Origin of the sequence: Devosia sp. 919 (assembly GCF_013185965.1) — a bacterium.
In the GTDB taxonomy this organism is placed as follows: Bacteria; Pseudomonadota; Alphaproteobacteria; order Rhizobiales; family Devosiaceae; genus Devosia.
Genome location: NZ_JABAOL010000005.1, coordinates 1 through 19,097 on the forward strand (window position 1 = coordinate 1; position 19,097 = coordinate 19,097).

The 19,097-nt window shown below is 61.1% G+C and carries 15 protein-coding genes and 1 tRNA gene; 8 read left to right on the forward strand and 8 right to left on the reverse strand.

Annotated features, from left to right (window positions below):
• Positions 1–225: 225 nt before the first annotated feature.
• From HRQ64_RS19570 to HRQ64_RS19580, 3 genes are all read left to right on the forward strand, one after another.
• Complete coding sequence (locus tag HRQ64_RS19570) at positions 226–2,442, forward strand: mechanosensitive ion channel domain-containing protein (RefSeq protein WP_172125850.1); 2,217 nt, start codon at positions 226–228, stop codon at positions 2,440–2,442.
• Between the two features lie 160 nt (positions 2,443–2,602).
• Entirely contained in the window at positions 2,603–3,808 is a 1,206-nt protein-coding gene (locus HRQ64_RS19575; RefSeq protein ID WP_172125945.1) for a lytic murein transglycosylase, read from the forward strand.
• Between the two features lie 123 nt (positions 3,809–3,931).
• Positions 3,932–4,906 (forward strand): alpha/beta hydrolase, encoded by a 975-nt coding sequence (locus HRQ64_RS19580; RefSeq protein WP_248307262.1) that lies wholly within the window; start codon positions 3,932–3,934, stop codon positions 4,904–4,906.
• A gap of 15 nt (positions 4,907–4,921) precedes the next feature.
• Here HRQ64_RS19580 and HRQ64_RS19585 read toward each other — a convergent pair whose 3' ends face one another.
• From HRQ64_RS19585 to HRQ64_RS19605, 5 genes are all read right to left on the reverse strand, one after another.
• The gene (locus HRQ64_RS19585; RefSeq protein ID WP_172125852.1) at positions 4,922–5,350 is read right to left on the reverse strand and encodes a VOC family protein; all 429 of its coding nucleotides are present in this window, start codon (positions 5,348–5,350) and stop codon (positions 4,922–4,924) included.
• Positions 5,351–5,368: 18 nt separating this feature from the next.
• Positions 5,369–5,854, reverse strand: coding sequence for a bacterioferritin (bfr, locus tag HRQ64_RS19590; RefSeq protein WP_127754558.1), 486 nt, complete (start codon positions 5,852–5,854; stop codon positions 5,369–5,371).
• Entirely contained in the window at positions 5,820–6,182 is a 363-nt protein-coding gene (locus HRQ64_RS19595) for a (2Fe-2S)-binding protein (protein ID WP_248307261.1), read from the reverse strand. The genes bfr and HRQ64_RS19595 overlap by 35 nt, the downstream gene beginning before the upstream one ends.
• Positions 6,183–6,250: 68 nt before the next feature.
• Positions 6,251–6,940 carry a DUF599 domain-containing protein gene (locus HRQ64_RS19600; RefSeq protein WP_172125854.1) on the reverse strand — a complete coding sequence of 230 codons (690 nt, stop codon included), beginning with the start codon at positions 6,938–6,940 and terminating at the stop codon, positions 6,251–6,253.
• A gap of 69 nt (positions 6,941–7,009) precedes the next feature.
• Positions 7,010–8,047, reverse strand: a complete 1,038-nt coding sequence (locus tag HRQ64_RS19605; RefSeq protein ID WP_172125856.1) for an aldo/keto reductase — start codon at positions 8,045–8,047, stop codon at positions 7,010–7,012.
• A 180-nt stretch (positions 8,048–8,227) separates the two neighbouring features.
• On the opposite strand from HRQ64_RS19605, the gene HRQ64_RS19610 reads away from it, so the two are divergent.
• Together HRQ64_RS19610 and HRQ64_RS19615 are read left to right on the forward strand one after the other, a co-directional pair.
• Positions 8,228–8,304, forward strand: a tRNA-Met gene (locus tag HRQ64_RS19610).
• 422 nt (positions 8,305–8,726) lie between these two features.
• Positions 8,727–11,240: a PIG-L family deacetylase gene (locus HRQ64_RS19615; RefSeq protein ID WP_172125858.1), complete on the forward strand. Its 2,514-nt coding sequence runs from the start codon at positions 8,727–8,729 to the stop codon at positions 11,238–11,240.
• A 113-nt stretch (positions 11,241–11,353) separates the two neighbouring features.
• Here the strand turns inward: HRQ64_RS19615 and HRQ64_RS19620 are convergent, their stop codons facing one another.
• Genes HRQ64_RS19620 through HRQ64_RS19630 form a run of 3 tightly spaced genes read right to left on the reverse strand, consistent with a single transcriptional unit; the run spans position 11,354 to position 15,703 of the window.
• Positions 11,354–12,172 carry a DMT family transporter gene (locus tag HRQ64_RS19620; RefSeq protein WP_248307260.1) on the reverse strand — a complete coding sequence of 273 codons (819 nt, stop codon included), beginning with the start codon at positions 12,170–12,172 and terminating at the stop codon, positions 11,354–11,356.
• Positions 12,173–12,224: 52 nt separating this feature from the next.
• Positions 12,225–14,561 (reverse strand): PIG-L family deacetylase, encoded by a 2,337-nt coding sequence (locus HRQ64_RS19625; protein WP_172125862.1) that lies wholly within the window; start codon positions 14,559–14,561, stop codon positions 12,225–12,227.
• 23 nt (positions 14,562–14,584) lie between these two features.
• On the reverse strand, positions 14,585–15,703 hold the full coding sequence (locus HRQ64_RS19630) for an ROK family protein (RefSeq protein ID WP_172125864.1): 1,119 nt from the start codon (positions 15,701–15,703) through the stop codon (positions 14,585–14,587).
• A 294-nt stretch (positions 15,704–15,997) separates the two neighbouring features.
• On the opposite strand from HRQ64_RS19630, the gene HRQ64_RS19635 reads away from it, so the two are divergent.
• The 3 genes from HRQ64_RS19635 (at position 15,998) to HRQ64_RS19645 (ending at position 19,095) form a co-directional block, all read left to right on the forward strand.
• Entirely contained in the window at positions 15,998–17,236 is a 1,239-nt protein-coding gene (locus HRQ64_RS19635) for an extracellular solute-binding protein (protein WP_172125866.1), read from the forward strand.
• 72 nt (positions 17,237–17,308) lie between these two features.
• A complete protein-coding gene (locus HRQ64_RS19640; protein WP_172125869.1) occupies positions 17,309–18,241 on the forward strand; it encodes a sugar ABC transporter permease in 933 nt (310 codons plus the stop codon).
• A complete protein-coding gene (locus HRQ64_RS19645) occupies positions 18,238–19,095 on the forward strand; it encodes a carbohydrate ABC transporter permease (protein WP_172125871.1) in 858 nt (285 codons plus the stop codon). Before HRQ64_RS19640 ends, HRQ64_RS19645 begins: the two co-directional genes overlap by 4 nt.
• Positions 19,096–19,097: the final 2 nt, after the last annotated feature.

The following is a 19,097-nucleotide window of genomic DNA, read 5'->3' on the forward strand; positions in this document are numbered from 1 at the left end:
CTAAGTCTTAAGGCTTGGGAGAGTAGGTCGCTGCCAGGTCTGCCAAAAACGGATGTCTCAATACAATCTCGAAAACAAAAGCCCCGCACTCAGAAATGAGGCGGGGCTTTTTCGCGTTCATGGCAATGAAGCAGGGGGGAGGGAAGAGGCCATATCCTTGCCGTGGTGTGGGCCCAGTATGCTACCACCATTCTCCCGCTCCCAAACTTCCGGGCCCCATCCTTCATGATCCTTGCGCGTATTCTTTTGATCTTGTGCATGCTCGCACCGGCGCTAACGGGCGGTGCGCTCGCTCAGGTGCCTCTTCTTCCATCCGCAGACCAGCCGGCTACGGCTAGCGATAGCGAGGTCCAGGACGATCAAAGCGTCAGGCAGTTGATTGAGATCCTCGAGAACGATGCCGCCCGGCAGGCGCTCATTGAGCGCCTGGAAGGGGCTGCAGGCCAGGATGCCAGCGCAACAATAGAGGAGCCGGCCCCGACGCTGAGCGTCGCCCGTCAACTGGCAGAACATACAAGGGCTCTGTCCAAAACCGCCGGGCGCGCCGCCGATGCGTTTGTTCACGTCGTGCAGGACTTCCGCGGTAGCATCAACGCGGCCCTCAGTACCGACTTTGCCCAGGTGCGTACCGCAGCCTGGAACCTCGCGCTCGTTGCTGCGGGCCTCTTCGGCAGCCTGATGGCCCTGCGCATCGTCGTCATTTGGCTGCAGCAGCGTTTAGCCGGCCGGGTGGCGGCGCGCGGATGGCGCGTACGGACAGGGGCCGTCGTTGCGGCGGCGCTGATCGACGGCGCCTCGGTGTTGATGTCCTGGGGGATTGGTTTTGCTACCGCGCTGACTTTGGCCAGAGACAGTGGCGGGCAGGTGGGAGTCAACGAGTCGCTGTTGCTCAACGCGTTCCTATTGGTGGAACTCAGCAAGCTCCTGGTCCATACGGTTTTTTCCCCGCGTTCGGCGGCATTACGCTGGATTCCTCTCTCGAACAGCGACGCGGCTTATTGGTCGTTCTGCACCGGCCGGCTGATATCGCTGCTCGGTTATACGTTTTTTTTCGTCGCTCCCGTGCTTTCAAGTAGTGTTTCGCGTGACGCGGCCGCCGCCGTCCAAGTTATCGCCATGACCGCATCGGTGGCATTGGCCATCATCGTGGTGCTGCAGTGCAAGGAAGGGGCACGAGCCCGGCTCACCGAGGTTGCCGCGGAGCGCGGCAATGACGGGGTCGGTCAGGCGCTGCTTCTTGTGGGCCGCTATTGGCACGTTGTGGCCATCGCCTACCTCCTCACACTGCTGGTCGCCTGGTTTGCCAATCCGGACGGGGCGCTCCCGTTCATGTTGGGCGCAACCTTCCAGACTGCCATCGCGGTCTTGGCCGGAATGGCTATTTCGGGCGCCATCTCTCGGGTGATCCGCTTCGGTTTGAGTTTGCCTGAGGATGTGCGCCAGAACTTGCCTCTCCTCGAAACGCGGCTGCAAGCCTTTGTGCCCCGGGTCATGCAGATCATCCGTCTTGTGGTCGTTGCGGGTGTTGTCCTCGCCGTCGTGCAGGCCTGGGGGATGTTCGATGCACTCGGCTGGTTGGGTTCGGAACGGGGCCAGGAGATCGTGGGCTCCCTCATCGCCGCAGCGTTTATCGTTCTGGCCTGCGTGGTGCTTTATATTGTCGTGGCGTCGTGGATCGAGTTTCGGCTCAGCGCCAGAGCCGGCAAGATGCCGACAGCGCGCGAGAAAACTCTGCTGAGCCTGTTCAAGAATGCTTTCACGATCGCACTGGTGGTGTTTGGCGTGATGCTGGCCTTGGCACAGATCGGCGTCAATATCGCGCCGCTGCTGGCAGGGGCTGGTGTGCTGGGTCTGGCTATCGGTTTTGGATCCCAGAAGCTCGTGCAAGACATCATCACCGGCATTTTTATCCAGTTCGAAAACGTCATGAACGAGGGGGATGTGGTGGAGGCCGGTGGGAAGTCCGGGGTGGTGGAGAAACTCACCATCCGGTCGGTCAGCATTCGCGATCAGACCGGAACCCTGCACCTGATCCCGTTCTCGTCGGTGGATCTGGTTTCCAATATGGTGAAGGGTTTCTCCTTCCATGTGGCTGAAATCAGTGTCGCCTACGAGTCCGATATCAGCGTCGTCAAGCAGGCGCTGCGGGACGCCTTTGAGCGTTTGCTGGAAACCGAGCACAAGAACGAGATTATTGACGAGCTCGACATGCAGGGGATCATTGCGTTCGGCGATTCCGCCGTGGTGGTGCGGGTGCGCATCAAGACCCTGCCCGGCAAGCACTGGGGCACGGGTCGGACCTATAGCGAGATCGTCAAGACGGTGTTCGAAGAGCGCGGAATCGAGATTCCCTATCCGCACATCACCTATGTACGGGCCAAGGGCGCAGCTGACGCAAGCGTGCCCTTTGGTGGCGATGACAACCAACGCGCCCTCGCGTGAGCGGCAATGACGTCGACGTGATCTGCTTGAACCGGAGCCTTAAGGCGATCTTAATCCGGATAGTTAAGTTTGTGGTAGCGGTGGCGAGACAACCGCCATCGCGCAGACCGGCTTTAGCCGCCTCGCTTAAGCCTTTTCGCACTCTCCGGAGGCTCACTTGATGTTGCACCCGTCACTCACAAGGTCGCGCTACTCGATTGTAGCGCTTTGTTTTGCCGCTTTGCTGAACTTCGGAAGCGCGCCTGCGCTTGCCAGTAGCGCCGATTTCGTTCGTGGGCTCTGGCCACAAGCGGAAGCAAGGGGAGTGAGCCGGAAGGCCTTCGAAGCTTCGTTTGCTGGGTATAGTCCTATCCCTCAAGTCATGGAGCTCACGCGCAAGCAGCCGGAGTTTGCCTCATTGGCGTCAGACTATGTCACCAAGCGAGTGACGGACGCGCAAGCGGCAAAGGGCCGAGCAATGCGCGCCGAGTGGAACCAGACGCTTTCCGCGGCGGCGCAGCGCTATGGTGTGCAGCCCGAGGTCGTGCTGGCGATTTGGGGCATGGAGACCAATTTCGGTGGCTTCATGGGTGGGAACAACACCATCCATGCCTTGGCGACGCTGACGGAAGGTGGCTATCGAGCGGATTTCTTCCGCGATGAACTGCTCAACGCCCTGCGCATCGTTTCGGATGGCCATGTAAGCCCCCGTAACATGGTGGGATCCTGGGCGGGCGCCATGGGGCACACCCAGTTCATGCCCTCCAGCTTCATGCGCTACGCTGTTGATTTCAACGGTGATGGTCGCAAGGACATCTGGAATTCAGTGCCTGATGCCTTGGGCTCTACCGCCAACTATCTCAAGTCATTCAACTGGCGCCCGGGCGAGACCTGGGGCTATGAAGTTCGCCTCCCACAAGGGTTCAATTTCGCTGCCGCGCGGCAGATGGAGCGCGCCTCAGTCAGCCAGTGGCAGGCCATGGGTATCAGCCGAGCTTCCGGCAAGCCATTCCCTCGCTCCAGCGATACAGCCCGGCTCTACTTGCCAACAGGTGCCTCGGGGCCCGCCTTTCTTTTGCTGCCAAATTTCGAAGTGATCAAACGCTACAACAACTCAGACAGTTACGCTCTGGCCGTTGGACATCTGGCCGACCGGATCATCGGCGGCGGTCCCTTTGTTGTCCCCTGGCCCCGGGACTATGCACTGAACAAGAGCCAACGCGCAGAGCTCCAAAGCCTGTTAGCCCGCGCCGGATTTGATATTGGCTCTCCAGACGGTGTGCTCGGCCCCAAGACCCGGGCTGCTGTCCTAGCCTACCAGGCCAAGGCCGGATTGCCGGCTGACGGCTATATCTCCGGGCGCCTGCTGGACTCCCTGAAGCGCTAGTCTCGAGAGTTCATCCGCCGTCACAATATGCCCGGCTTGGCCGGGCATCTTCGTTATCCCGCACTTCGATTGCTTTGCCCCATGATGAAACTTGTCTCGGTTAGATCGCTGCGCGGAGCCATTATGGCCGTTCTGCTGGCTTCCTCACTCCAAGCCAGCCCGGCCCTGGCCGTGTCAGTGATGGACCCGTTCAACCTTCCTGCGTCAATGGACAGCGGTACCGCCAAGGTGGCCGATGGGCTAGCCTATGCCGACGGACCCCGGCACAAGCTGGACATCTACGCCCCCGAGCAGCGTGGCGCCGCTGCACCGGTCGTCTTCTTTATCTATGGGGGCGGCTGGAATCGCGGCGAGCGGAGCGACTACCAGTTCGCGGGCCGCGCGCTCGCCGCCCGCGGATTTGTCACGGTGATCGCTGATTACCGCCATGTACCCGAAGTGCGATTCCCTGGGTTTCTTGAGGACAGTGCCAATGCACTCCGGTGGGTGCAGGACAACATCGCCGACTATGGCGGCGATCCTAATCGCTTGTTCCTGGCCGGGCATTCGGCCGGCGCCTACAACGCCGTAATGCTGGCGCTGGAGCCGTCATTCTTGCGCGAATATGGGGTGACGCTGTCGATCCGGGGCGTCGCGGCGCTCTCGGGGCCTTACGATTTCTACCCGTTCGAATATGGTGAGGTACGCGAAGCCTTTGGCTCGGCGCCGAACCCCGAAGGCACGCAGCCAATCAATCTTGTTGGCCCGGATGCGCCACCCATGTATCTGGCCACCGGCACCACCGACCCTATTGTGCGTATGCAGAACACCCAGCACTTCGCTGAGGTGCTGAAGGCCAATGGCGTTTGGGTCACCACCAAATATTATGAAGGCTTTGGTCACATGGAGCCGGTGATTGCCATGGGCTCGCTCTGGCGTTGGCGCATGCCGGTGCTCGACGACATGGTGTCGTTCTTCCAGATGTTTGGTGCGTTCCCGAGCGGGGTGCCTTACGCGGCAGTGGCGCCCGAAGCGCCCGAGCAGCTGCCAGAGGCGATTGCCCCGATGGACCAGATCGCAGAGCAGCTCAATTCAATGTTTCAGCCCATCGCGCAGTGACGATCAACTGCGCCTTCAGCTTTGGTCAGTTTCAGTGATCGGCCGAAGCTCCACCGATTCAGCCGAGCGTGCTGCGGGGCCGTGGAACACCGCTTCGATGTTGTTGTTGTCGGGGTCGAGCACAAAGCAGGCGTAATAGCCCGGGTGGTAGGAACGCTCCCCCGGCGCGCCATTATCCTTGCCGCCAGCGGCAAGAGCTGCCTGGTAGAACTTGTCCACCGTTTCGCGATCGCGAGCCTGGAAGGCCAGATGGATGTGCGTTGGCGCAGAGGCGGCGTCGGCAGCGTCGACGAACAACTCGTCCACCTGAAACCAGCCTTGGCCGCCTTGCTCAATGGGGCGGCCAAGGGTTGAGAGTGCGGCTCCGTAGAAGCGCCGGGTGGCCTCGAAGTCACGGGCACGAAGATGAACATGGTCGATCAGTCGTCCAACATGCCAGATCATCTTGCGCCTCTTAAGCCGTTATTCAGCCTCGTCCGCTGGAGCGGCGTTGAGCTGACCGTAGCGCTCCTCGCCAATCTTGGCCAACAAGTCCAGCTGGGTTTCAAGGAAGTCGATGTGACCTTCCTCATCGGCGAGCAGTTCATCGAAGAGCTGCTTGGAAACATGATCGTGCAGCTGTGAGCAGAGCTCGCGGCTGGTGCGATAGGCTTCACGCGCCTCGTATTCGCCGGCCAGATCGGCCTCGAGCACTTCCTTGATGGTCTGCCCAATACGCAGTGGCGCAACGCGCTGCAGATTCGGATGGCCTTCAAGGAAAATGATGCGTTCGATCAAGCGATCGGCATGGTGCATTTCTTCGATCGACTCGGCGCGCTCCTTGGCGGCGAGCTTGCGATAGCCCCAGTCGTCGAGCAGCCTGTAGTGCACCCAGTATTGGTTGACTGCACCGAGTTCAAGAAAGAGGGCCTCGTTAAGCCGCTCTATGACCTGTGGTTCGCCCTTCACGCGGTACTCCGTTCCGTTTCTGCTTAAGCTTTTCCAAGCGGGCCTGTACATCGACAAGTTCGCCCGGGCTTCGTGCCTGCTGCAGGTGGAAGCTCTCCGTCACGCGGACGATGATGTCCACCACATTAGGTACACAGCCGCCGCATTTAGCACGGCGTTCCAGTTCGCGGTAGACCTTTGCGGGCACGACCAACTGCCACGGATCTTGTTCGAGCAGTTCAAGGACGATGTCCTCGATCTGCTTGGAGGTAATCATGTTGCATTGGCAGACGAGCATAGCGTGCCAGAACTTCTCGTGGGTGGATGGGAGTGCAGTAGCGTTCGTCATTGCTGATTGTCAATGTCACAAAATGGTGTCGGTTAATCAGCAGCAGGCGCAGCGTCTGCAGGACGGAGCTATTGCCGTTGTCCCTTCTGGCGCCTGGCGGCAATGAGGGCAGCCGACGCCGCGGTGCGGTGCGCCGTCGAGAAGAATTCCCGATAAGCCAGTACCAGGACGGTGCAAAGGCAGACCGCCACGGCCAACCATTCGGACACGAACCAGGCAACCGTGGCGACAGAGAAGTAGTAGGCGCGGATGCCACTGTTGAAGTTGCGCGCTCCCAGGGCGTTCATATGAGCAATCGCGTCGATTTCCTCGGGCGTGGCTCGGGTTTCGTGATCGAGTGCACCCAGCATGATGCAGAAATGATTGAACTGGCGCAGCGAGAGCGTGAAGGCAAAAAAGGCCAGCACGAACATGGCAAGCATGACAACGAGATGCATCTGCACTTCAACGATGGAATAGGTGCGATCCAGTGACAGGGACTCCAGAGCGTCCATCAGCGCGGGCAATTGGCCAAAAACCGCGAACACTGCCAAGACCAGCAGTACGGCGGTGGAGGCAAGAAAGCTGACGGACTGCATGATGTTGCCCGAAAGGATGGCGTCAAACGGGCTTTCGCGCCGTGCCGCATTCGCCACCCAGCGCCGCCGCTGCATGTTCATGATCACCGACAATGAAGGACGGCGCCGCTCCACCATCGGCACGATGATGTTGTAGGCGAAGTAGCAGAGCAGCGGAAAGACAGTGGTAAGCAGGGTCATCGCAGCCCGTTGGAATGGTTGTGGTGACCGAGCTTACTGCGCCAATGCGGCAAATGGGAATGCGCCCGATCAGATCGGGCGCGGATAGCGGCGGTGAATGGCCTCGATGCCGGCCAGAACGTCGGGCGACAGCACGCAATCGGCAGCACCCAGCGCAGTGGCCAGCTGTTCGGTGCTGGTTGCTCCAACAATGACCGAGGTCAAGAACGGACGGGTGAGGCAGAACGCGAGTGCCATTTGCACCGGATCCAATCCATGCTCGCGCGCCAGGGCAATATAGGCTTGGGTGGCGGCCTCGGAATGCTCGTTCAGTCGCCACATGCCGCCTTGATAGTCAGCTCGGCTGCCTGGGGGAACGGTGCCATCCGCATACTTGCCCGTCAAAATACCGGCGGCGAGCGGGGAATAGGCAAGGAGCCCGACATCCTCGTGGTGGCTCAGCTCAGCAAGATCGAGATCGAAGTGGCGACGCAGCAGACTATATTCGTTCTGCACGGACACAAGGCGGGGCAGCCCCTTGGCCTCGGCGATGCGCAGCCATTGTGTTATCCCCCAAGTGGTCTCGTTGGAGACGCCGATATGCCGTATCTTGCCCTGCCGGACCAGCGCGCCCAGGGTTTCGAGCATGTCCTCGATATTGCCCAGCACGTCCGCTGTCTGCTGCTTGTGGGGCGCGTAGGTCCACGAGTTATCGAAATTGTAGTGGCCGCGCGAGGGCCAATGAATTTGGTAAAGGTCGAGGTAGTCGGTCCGCAGCCGGCTCAGGCTTTGCTCCACCGCCAGTCGGATCGATTCGCCATCTGGTCGTCGCCCGTCGCGGATATGTTTGGAGCCGCCACCGGCAATCTTGGAAGCCAGAATCCACTTGTCGCGCTTGCCGGAACTGGCAAACCAGCTGCCGATGATTTCTTCGGTACGCCCGGAGGTCTGCTGGCTGCCGGGCACGGCATAAAGCTCGGCGGTATCCATGAAATTGAGACCGGCTTCCAGCGCCATGTCGATTTGCCGATGACCTTCGGCTTCGGTGTTCTGGCTGCCCCAGGTCATGGTGCCAAGGCACAGTTCGGTTACGTGGATGTCGGTACGGCCAAGACGTCTGGTGTTCATGAATCGATTCCGGTTTGCGGCGGCACACTAAGCAGGGCTGGCGTGTGCGGTAAAGCGAGCTTGGCCGCGCCGAGCAGACGCGTTCTCCCCAAGAAAGCGTTTTTGTCGTCGTTTAGGGGTTGAGCTATCCCGAACCAGCTCGTATATACCCGTCACGTTCGGCGCTAGCCAAACGGTTGACGCGGGATGGAGCAGCCCGGTAGCTCGTCAGGCTCATAACCTGAAGGTCGCAGGTTCAAATCCTGCTCCCGCAACCAAAATAAAAAAGCGCCCGCAAGGGCGCTTTTTTATTAGCCGCAGGGAGGAGGGCCGATTTCAGGTTGCCGGCGCGCCCGCAGCGCGCGTTGCGTGAACCGGCCCACTATCCCCCCACACCAGATCGACATGGATGGCCCTCACTCGGCGCCTTTCGCCCCGGCATGAAGTTGCCCGTCATGTTGGCGATAAGTGGCTGGATAACCGGCAGGCAGCCTCATCACCAGTCATTGCAATCTGCACGACACGTGCGTTGCCTGGCGCCTCGCCATGAGGAGCCGCTACACTATCCCCGCCGGCACCCGCACAGCCGACGCAAAAAAGCCGATTAACCTACTTGAGTTAACTTAAAGTGCGCCGCAGTCTTCCCTTACCGTCACCAGCCTGCAGGAGGCAGGCGTGACAGCTAAGGAGAGGCTGTTCCATGACCCGACTCACCCGCAGAACCTTTATCGCGTCCGTTCCCCCCTTGCTGGCGACTACGCAAATTCCAGCTTGGGCGGCCCCGGCATCAGATCTCGACCTGATCGCAGCGCAAAAAGGCGAGCCGGCCCTCGTCAAACTTTATCGCCAGCTCGAACGGCTAACCTCGACCGTGACACTGATGACCACGGGGGCGCATCCCGACGATGAGCCCAGCGGCATGCTGGCGGCACTTCGGCATGCCTACGGCATTCGCCCGGTGCTTTACTGCATCACGCGCGGCGAGGGCGGCCAGAACGCCATTGGTCCGGAACTCGGATCCGTGCTGGGCGTGTTGCGGACGCGCGAAATGACGGAGGCGTCGCGGGCGCTGGACGCCTCGCTGGCCTTCGGTAGCCAGGGGCACCACGACCACATGCACGATTTCGGGTTCTCCAAGGATCCCAATGCAACAATCGACCGCTGGGGTCGTGATCGCGTGATCGAGCGGATGACTTGGGCCGTACGCCAATACAAGCCCGATGTGATCATGAATTGCTTCCTGGATGTTGGCGGACAGCATGGTCACCATCGCGCTGCCAATGTCGCGACCTTTATCGTGGCCGATCTTTCCGGCAATGAGGCGGAATTCCCCGAACAGATCGCGGCCGGCCTAAAGCCCTGGACCGTGCCCAAGATCTATCAACCCGCCTGGGGTGGGGGCGGGGGCGTTTATGACGACGAAACCCCGCCGCCGCCAACGACGCTGGTGATCAAGGCGCCTGAACGAGACCCGATCTCTGGGGCCACCTTCCCGCAAATGGGCGAATGGTCGCGCTCCTGCCATTTGACGCAAGGGATGGGCCGCTGGCGCCCAGACCCGCAGACCGAATGGCCGCTCAACCTCAGCTGGGCCTCGGTCACCGAAACGGGCAAGGAAGAAGCGGATATCCGCGAGGGTCTTATCGCCACTGTTGGACACATCGCCGAGCTCGATGGAATGCCCACTGGAGCCGCCGAGGCCTTGCGCAATGCCCAGGGGCTGATCGAAGAAGCGGTGGATGATTACGGCGACCCGGTCGTTGTCACCGCCAAGCTGGTGGAAATCGGCAAGGCTCTCAAGGAAGCGCAAAGCGCAGTTCCGCCGGAATTGCAGGACCAGGTCGCCCATCGCCTTGAGCGCAAAACCCGGGAAACCGATCTGGCGCTGGCCACTGCCGCCGGCATGCAGATCCGGGCCTATACCGATGGTGCCGATCTTCGTCCCGGTGAAGAAATCATCCTCAAGACCGTTGTCGATGCACCCGGTCAGGTGGCGGTCACATCGATCACGGTCAAGTCGCGCGATGGTATCGGCGCGGGGGAAAATGACGTGGAAGGCGTAGGCGTCAACATCGCGCCTGACGCGGCCTTGACCAATCCACTGACCGAACAGTTCGATCCGCTTGGTGGCAATGGTGATGCCTTTGTGCAGCTGACGGCCGAGATCTCGGGCTATGAGGCAGTGCTCGACATCGATCTGGAGGACGCCTTGCGCGTCCTGCCCGAGGCGTCGCTCGAACTCAAGCCCGATGCCGTGCTGTTCAACACCGAAGCCCAGATTTCCCCGGTTGAGATGACTGCGGTGGTTTCGGGCGCCACCACCGCCGATCTGGACTTCGATCTGCCCGAAGGCTGGGCTGCAACAGCAAAGGGAAAAACCGGCACCGAGGCTGGCACTTTCGAGCTGGTTCCCCCCGCAGAACTGGGCACAGAGCGCATCACCATCGCACCCAAACTGCTCAACAAGCCTGCCTATGCCATCAACGTCTTCAGCTATCCCCATATCGGGCGCTCGGTGGTGCCGACGGAAATAGCGATCCCTGTGCAGGCGGTAGGTGCGGCGCTACCGGAAGGCCGGATCGGCTATATCGGTGGGGGTAATGACAATGTCGGCACCTGGCTGTCCCGGATGGGGGTTGATCTGAAAGAGCTGACGGCTGCCGATATGGAAGCAGGGGCCTATCGCGATCTCGATACCCTGGTGGTCGGCATCTTCTCCTTCGGGCGCCGCGACGATCTGGTGGCAGCGCTCGCGGGCATTCATGAATGGGTGCGCAATGGCGGGCACCTAGTGACGCTTTATCACCGGCCGTCCGATGGCTGGGATCCAGAAATGGTGCCACTGGCTTACCTCCAGATCGGATCACCCTCGATCCGCTACCGGGTCACCGACGCCGAAGCTGCCGTTGAGGTGCTCGAGCCCGATCATCCCCTGCTCAATTATCCCAACAAGATCGGGGAAGCCGATTGGGCCAATTGGGACAAGGAACGGGGGCTGTATTTCGCGTCGGAGTGGGACGAAGCCTATCGCCCGCTCCTGGCAATGAACGATCCCGGCGAGGAGCCGCTGACCGGCTCGCTGCTAACCGCTGAGATCGGGGAGGGGCGGCACACCCATACCAGTCTCATCCTGCACCACCAAATGGACAAGCTAACTCCTGGGGCCTTCCGCCTGATGGCCAATCTGATTCAGCCAGCCAAGCGCGCTAGCTAGATCCTATTCGGTCCGCTCGGCCTCCCACGAGCGAGCCGTCTCGCGGCCGCAGTTGCGGCGGCCGCCCCCGGTCCTTCAGGGCCGGGGGTGTTTGCATATGAAGTACAGGAAGCCTAGCGCACGCGCGATGGCCTGGGACGGTCCAGGCGCGACGTAAGCAGCAGGGCGCCCATAATGATGGCGATGCCGGCGATGGTGGTCCAGGCCGGAACTTCGTTAAAGGCCAGAAAACCGGCAAGGCTCGCCAGCACAATCGACAGGTAGCCGAATGGCGCTAGGAGATTGGCTGGCGTGCTTTGATAAGCGCGCAAATAGCAGTACTGCCCGATCTGGGCGAGCACGCCGATCCCAAGTAGCAAGGGCCAGTCGGCCACGGCGACCGGCTGCCAGGCGATAAGGGCCGGAAGTGCCGTGAACACCGAAAGACCAACCGTATAGAAGACCATAAGTACCGTGGTGTTCTCGGCAGCCAGCGCGCGGGTCTGCACCGTAGCAAGCGAGCCAAAGAGCACTGTGGCAAGGGCGGCGATCAAACCAAGGTTCCAGTGCATCTCGCTGGGGCCAACCATGACGAGGACGCCCGCAAATCCAATCACGGCGCCAACCCAGCGCCAAGGTCCGGAGCGCTCCCCCAACAGCCAGGTGGCCAAAGCCAGGACCACGAGCGGGCGCATGAAGCCGATAGCATTGACGAGGGCGAGAGGAAGGGCGGTCAGCGCAGCAAAATTGGCATTCAGCGCCAGTGTGTTGCAGAGCACGCGGAAGCTGTGGCGTCCCCATTGGCGAGTTTGGCTGAGGGCCTGGCGGTGCCGCCAGGCGAGTGGAAGAACGCCAACCAGGCCGATCAACGAGCGAATGAACACCATCTGAACGGCTGGATAGGTGGCGCCGCCGAGCTTGACCAGCACTGTCATCATAGTGACCAGCAGCATGTCACTCATGAGCCAGGCGATGCCCGCCCCTGAGGGCCTTGTTGACTCCATCTCAGGCCGCTTGGAGCAGGTTCGCCATCACCCGAAAGGCGCCGGGCACCAGACGATCAAGCTGATGATGGAGTACCAGGCTGGTATGGGTGTGGCGCCCCGCGCCGATCGAGGCGGACAGCAGTGAGCCGGTGAGTGGCGCTTCGCCGGCATCGCTCATGGCCAGCAGCGGCTGGTAGGCCTCGTCCCAGCTTGAAGCGAAATAAAGCCCGCGCTCCTTGTCCCACCCCGCGAAGTCGGCGGTGGTGATCTGGTTGGGTCCACTAAAGAGCGGGTGGTTTGGCGCCAGCAAGGTGACTTCCGCCGCAGGATTGGTGACCCGCCAGCGCAGCGACGGGCTGCCGATGGTGAGCGGCAGTGGTGGGGTGGCTTGCGGGTTCCAGCCATCGCTGGGCCGGTGGTAGAGGGTGACAAGGTGCCCGCCACTCTTTACCCAGTCGTGCAGCTTATTCGTTGCGGCCGCAAGATCCGGGCGGGTTCCAAAGGCAAAGATGCCGACGACGATCGTATCAAGGCCCGAGAGATCGCCGGCGAGGGCATCGGCATCCAGATCGTTGACCTGCGCACCCATGCGCTCAAGCCAGAGGCCGACCCGGTCAGCGCCACCGCCGATATAGCCCACGCGGGTGCTTGGCAGCGCCAGATCGAGCGCCAGGATGTCAAGGTTGAGCGGCCGCACGAAGCGGGCGCGGCCAATATGCGGATAGGCGAATGCGGCAACGCTGTGGGCCTGGAGACCATCGACCAGGACGGGCAGGGTATGACGGCCGCGCGGAAGGTCTGCTGCAGGGGTGACAGTCAAACTGTTCCCGTGGGTGGCGACGGTCAGGCCCGGCACCGGCGCGATGGTGATCTCCGCTATTTTTTCCGCTTTTGCATTGATCGTGCGGGGAGCCTGGTCGCCTTGGGGCAGGATCAATGCGTCGGGCACAATGGCGAGGCTATGCGCCGGGGCGATCTGCACGGGCTCTTCAGTGTCGATGGCAAAGGTGATCTCCTCTCCCCCGACCTTTGCCTGGGCCTTGAGCCAAATCCTGCCGTTTCCGCCCAGGCTGCTCCACTGCGGCAGGAAGGCGTTGGCTATATCGGCACCTTGTCGTGCCCGTAACGTCAGCACGGCTTTGTCGTCGGACAGATGCAGCCTTTCAGAGGGTTCGAAGGCGGAGGACGCGACCGGCGTTATCGCGATCGCTTCGGCAGTGCCGGGCTCGGCCTCAATAAAGAGATCGACGCAGCCACCAGGCGTTACGCTGTCTGAAGCAAGCGCGGCAGAAATCTCTAAGCCCGCAGCCAGCGCCATGGCCGTGTCCACCTCGCGCAGCTTGCGTTGCAGCCGATGGGTGTGTTCTGGCGCAACATGGGCGGTGGCACCACCGAGAGCCTGCCGCGCCTGCGCTAGTGCTGCGACGACGGCGGTGCCGTCGGGAAATTGCGCCAGCGCCTCCTCGATAGCAGCATCCGCTTGGGCAAGCTGAGACGAGGGACCGAGATCGGCGAGATGGGAAGGCAGACCAGCGAGAATGCTGTCCTCCGCGGTGCCGCCAACGCGATGCAGCCCCCATTGCGTCTGGGCGGGGTGCTGCCAGTGGCCCATGTTCTGGCTGGCGTGAAAGGCACGTGATGCCTCCCCCAGCCGGTCAAAGCTCATGCCGCTGGCTTCATCCACGCCCTGCGCCTCGATCCAGGTCGTCGCTGCAGGCGGGGGCACTTCGTCGTCATAGGTGCCGCCGCCGCCCGACCAGGCCGGCAGGTAGAACTTGGCCACCCGCCAGGGGGCAAGCTCGTCCGTGCGATAGGTGGGGTCAGCCGCAAGAGCCAGCGCTCTTTTGGCCGCCTGGGTCATCGCCCGATGATGGCCGTGCTGGCCTCCGACATCGAGGAAGGTGGGGATGACGATATCAGGGCGATATTGCCGGTAGGCGCGCACCAGGCGCTCAATGATCAAGTCCTCGCCCCAGCGAGCCAGCGTGTCCGGACCAGATTTGGAGAAACCGAAGTCATGAACCGCATCATCCGGGCCATGGCCGAGCCAGGCGATATCCGCATCGATGACGCGGGCGGCTTCTTCCATTTCACGCGAGCGCAGAACGCCCAGCGCACCCGATCGCTCCGGTCCAAGCGTGTTCTGCCCCCCTTCGCCGCGGGTGGAACAGGCGACCACGATGCGCATGCCATATTGGTGCCGTAGCAAGGCCAGCATGCCATTGTGCTCGTCGTCTGGATGGGCTCCGGTATTCATCACCGTTACCGTTGAACGCAAGCGAGAAAGCGCGCGATACAGGCGCACGAGACGGGGCGATGCGGCACGACGGTGCAAGCGCTGGCGATCATCGAGCATGAAAGTGGTCCAGAGTTTAAGAGTTAGCCGGTGGGGTCGGCGATGCTCAGATGGGGAGAAACCGTGTCGAGCAGCGGCAGGGCGGCTGCGCCGAGCGCGGCGGTGAGCTGACCGGTTTGTCCCCGCATGACGCGGGGCAGCGGCCGCTGGTGGCGCGTCGCAACCGAGACAGGAAGTGGATCGAGGGCGGCGATAACAGCTTCGAGCACTGAGTCCGGAAGGCCGCCGCCGAAGATGACCGTTTCTGGGTCAAAGATGTTTTCGAGCATGGCAACTGTGGGTGCGAGATAGTCAGCGGCCATGTCGATCCACTCCACGAGGGTATGGTTTTGATCATCGTGGAGCTTTTGGATATCTTGGACGGTGGCGACATATATTCCCGCCATCGCCAAGCGTTCGCGTAAGGCAAAGACCGACACAAAGCGTTCCAATGCGCCAGCAGGGCCATAGCGGGCGGTTCCTTTGCGCGGGACAAGGCTGAGATGACCAATTTCACCGGCGTTACCGAAAGCACCGCGCAGCGGACGGCCATCCTGGATCACCCCAAGTCCGAGACCGACCCCGAAATACAAAAAGCAGAAGCTGCCGAGCTGGCGCCCCGCACCGTAAAGCCGCTCGGCGACCACTGCCGCGGTGGCATCGTTTTCCACCACGACATGTTGCCCGGTTGCCCTAGAGAAGAGCGCGGCCGGATCAACACCTGTCCAGCCAGGCAGGGTCGCCGGGCCAACCGAGCTCATCCCCTCCACTTCAAATGGGCCGGGCATAACGACACCGATGCCCAGCAGCTTGTTCTGGTCGGCATTGAGGGAGGTTTGCAGTCGCTCAACCTCTTGAGCGACTTGACCAGGAACAGTGTCGGGCCCGGTTGCGGAGAGGGAAATGATCGATTGTGCCCGCACGCCTCCCGACAGGTCGACAAGGGCGGTGACCATGTGGTCGGCCGCAATTTCGACCCCTGCCGTAAGGGGCCCGTCGGGATTAACAGCAAACTGGATGGGTGGTTGGCCACGCCCCGAGCGCAGGCGGCCCAGTTCGATCAGCAGGCCTTCCTCGAGCAGTTCATAAACGATGTTGGCCACGGCTTGAGGCGTGAGGTGGGCGCGGCGGGCGATTTCGGTGCGGCCGAGGTGATCGTGCATGCGAATCACCTCCAGTACGACACGGCGGTTGTGCGCCCGGTTCCGCTCCGGGTTAGACCCGATCGCCACCCGCTGGCGCAATTCGCTCTTGCTGCGGCCGTTCACGTTCTCGCCCCCTCACCAAGCCCATCTCCTCTGACGAGAGCTTAGAACGGAAGGGTAATAACTCAAGTAGATTATTTTATTGACAAGGGAGCGTCACATATCTGACGCTAGTGGCGCTTGGCGGCTGGTCCGCCTCACACTGGTGGAGGGGCCGGAGGACGAGCGGCGGCCCTATTGGAGGACTGAGAAATGCTTACCAAAACAACTTTGGCCGGCCTGGCGGCTGGTGTCAGCCTGCTGGCAGTGGGTTCGGCCCAAGCCGTGGAAATTGAGTACTGGCAGTATGTGTTCGACAGCCGTGTCCAGGCAATGGACCAGCTGATCGAGAAGTTCGAGGCTGCCAATCCTGACATCACCGTCAAGCACACGACCTTCCCTTACGCCGACTACCAGACCCGTGTCGTGGCCGCCAAGGTTGCGGGCCAGGGGCCGGACGTGGTGCAATTGTTCTATGGCTGGACCGACCAGTTCGTGAATGGTGGCTTGATCAAGCCGCTCGATCCGGCGGTATTCCCGCACGAAGAGATTGAATCGCAGTTCTTCCCGATCGTTTCGGCGATGAAGCGCGGCGAAGACTATTACGGGTTACCAACCGCAGTGCGCTCACTGGCGCTGTTCTACAACAAGGCTTTGCTGGACGAGGCTGGCGTTCAGCCGCCACAGAACCTTGAAGAACTGCTTGCCGTCTCCAAGGCGACGACCAAGGTTGACGGCGGAGGAAACATGACCTCGGCCGGTATCACGCTCGACATGGCCGGGCAGGATCACCAGTGGTGGCGTGAAGTTCTGGTGCGCCAGAATGGTGGTGTGCCCTACGACGAAGAAGGCAATGTCGCTTATAACGACGAAGCCGGCGCTGCGGCGCTGAAGTTCTACACGGACCTGCAGACGGAACACAAAGTGGGGCAGACCGGCTTCATGGATGAAGGCCAGGCCGCGTTCCGTGCCGGGTTGGCTGCGATGACCATCGACGGCACCTTCCGCCTCGGCGCCTTTGAAGCCAATCCCTTCGAATGGGGCGTAGTGGAGCTGCCGGCCGATGCCAATGGCATGCGCTCCAACTATTCGAGCTATTTCGCCAATGCGATCGGGGCAACTGCAGAGGGTGAAGAGCTCGCTGCTGCACAGAAGTTCCTTCAGTACATCTCCTCGCCTGAAGCGATGGAAATCTGGCTTGATGCAGTGGGTGAGCTTCCCGCTCGCCGGGACGTTGCCTTGACCGAGAAGAACCTCGCCGACCCGATTTTGGGGCCCTTCCTCAAGGGTCTGGAATATGCCCAGACTACCCGCTTCTATGACGAAGCGGCGCAACGCCAGACCACGATCGACATGGTCAACCGCGTTCTGCTGGAAAACCAGTCCATCGAGGACTCGCTGAACCAGGCGGCGCAGGCTGAGCAGGCAATCATCGACCAGGGCCGTCAGTAACCACCAAGCCATGCAATGCGGCCGACGGCAGTTTACCTGCCGCCGGCCGCGCTAGTTCTTGCAGGAGCGAAAATGTCGTCGGCGAGCGCCATCCCCCAAGCAGGCCCAGTTCGCTTCTGGGATCGTCTGAATATCGGCACCAAGCGGGTGATCTGGGCCTGGGGCTTTCTCGCCCTGCCGATCATCTTTTATTCGGTTATTCGCTTTTATCCCACATTTCAGGCCTTCTGGCTGTCGATGACCAACTGGGACCTGTTGCGCCCGGCCCAGTTCATTGGCCTGGCGAACTACCAGAAGATGTTCGCCGACCCCTTGTTCTGGAAAGTGTTCCAGAACACCTTTCTTTACCTGATCATCGGCACGCCGCTGAGCCTCGCGATCTCCTTTGTGATCGCGTTCTATCTCGATCGCGTCCGGTTCATGCATGGCTTTATCCGCGCGCTCTACTTCCTGCCCTTCCTCACTACGGCGGCGGCAATGGGTTGGGTTTGGCGCTGGTTCTACCAGCCGGTGCCGATCGGGGTGATCAACGGTTTTCTCAGCACGATTGGCATTCCGCAGCAGCCCTTTTTGCGCTCGGTCGACCAGGCGCTCCTTTCCATCCTCATCCCGGCGATCTGGGCCGGACTTGGTTTTCAGATCATCATCTTCATGGCCGGGCTGCGTGCCATTCCGAACACTTTTTACGAGGCGGCTCGCATTGACGGGCTAGGGGAGTGGGCGATCCTGCGCAAGATCACCGTGCCGCTGCTCAAGCCCACTACGGTGTTTCTGGTGGTGTTCTCCTCGATCGGCTTCTTGCGCATCTTCGACCAGGTCTACAACATGACCACCAATGATCCGGGCGGGCCGCTCAACTCGACCAAGCCCCTGGTGCTCATGATCTATCAGACCGCCTTTTCATCCTACCAGATGGGCTACGCCGCCGCGCAGACCGTGGTGCTGTTCACCATCCTGCTCGTCGTGTCCTTGCTGCAGCTTTATGTGCTGAGGGAAAAGCAATGAGCGTCACCACAGTGTCGACGGAACTCTCCGCCAATCGGCGCGATATTCGCCCCGGTCGCATCATCGCCTGGACCTTGCTGTTCATCGGCGGGCTCATCGTAATCACGCCGCTGCTGTTCATGTTCTCGACCTCGCTCAAGACCTCGGGCCAGGTGTACGATCTTCGCCTGATCCCGCTGGCGCCGACGCTCGACAACTATGTCAAGGTGCTCGGTGACGGCCGCTTCATGCAGTGGTTTTTCAACTCCACCCTGATTGCGGTGACGGTCACGCTGTCGAACGTGTTTTTCGACAGCATGGTTGGTTATACGCTGGCCAAGTTCCAGTTCCGGGGCCGCTATTTCATCTTCCTAGCGATCCTGTCGACACTGATGATCCCCACCGAAATGCTGGTGATCCCCTGGTATCTGATGGCCAGTCAGCTGGGTTGGCTCGATTCCTATTGGGGGATCATGTTCCCTGGAATGATGACGGCCTTTGGCACCTTCCTCATGAAGCAATTCTTCGAGGGCGTTCCCGACGACTTCCTGGAAGCTGCGCGCATTGATGGGCTTAACGAATTCACCATCTGGTGGAAAGTCGCGATGCCGATGGTCGTGCCCGCCATTTCGGCGCTCGCGATCTTCACCTTCCTTGGCAATTGGACCGCGTTCTTCTGGCCGCTGATCGTGACCACGTCCAAGGAGCTTTATACGCTTCCCGTCGGGATCTCGAGCTTTTCGGCCGAGTCCTCCATCCAATGGGAGCTGATCATGACTGGTGCCGCGATCGGCACCATCCCCACGCTTCTCGTCTTCCTCGTGCTGCAGCGCTACATTGTCCGTGGCGTCATGCTGGCCGGCCTCAAGGGTTAACG